2 pseudogenes are annotated in these 254 nt (G+C 36.6%); one reads left to right on the top strand and one right to left on the bottom strand.

The window, feature by feature from the left end:
• A pseudogene (locus tag IDG65_RS14930) lies at positions 1-127 on the bottom strand (hypothetical protein); the annotation flags it as partial.
• On the opposite strand from IDG65_RS14930, the pseudogene IDG65_RS14480 reads away from it, so the two are divergent.
• Positions 122-254: pseudogene (locus IDG65_RS14480) on the top strand (OsmC family protein); the annotation flags it as partial. The pseudogenes IDG65_RS14930 and IDG65_RS14480 overlap by 6 nt on opposite strands.

The following is a 254-nucleotide window of genomic DNA, read 5'->3' as shown; positions in this document are numbered from 1 at the left end:
CATAATCGTTTTCGGTTTTGTTGTTTTCTAATGAGCGTTTGATGATACGTTTATCTTCAGTTAAAGATAAATTTAACTTAGTATCGTAAAGTTTAAGTGCTTCGTTGTAATGTGGATCTTTGACAGACGAGCATTAGATATTGATATCGTTCCGCCTGCTCAAGCAGATGGTAAAGCTACTAACCCCGAACAATTATTTGCAGCAGGTTATGCATCTTGCTTCAACGGTGCCTTCGACCTAATTTTAAAGCAAA

This window comes from Staphylococcus sp. EG-SA-17, assembly GCF_017151845.1.
Taxonomy (GTDB): Bacteria; Bacillota; Bacilli; order Staphylococcales; family Staphylococcaceae; genus Staphylococcus; species Staphylococcus aureus.
The sequence above is the reverse complement of the archived record's forward strand: the minus strand, read 5'-3'. Positions and strand labels throughout refer to the sequence as shown.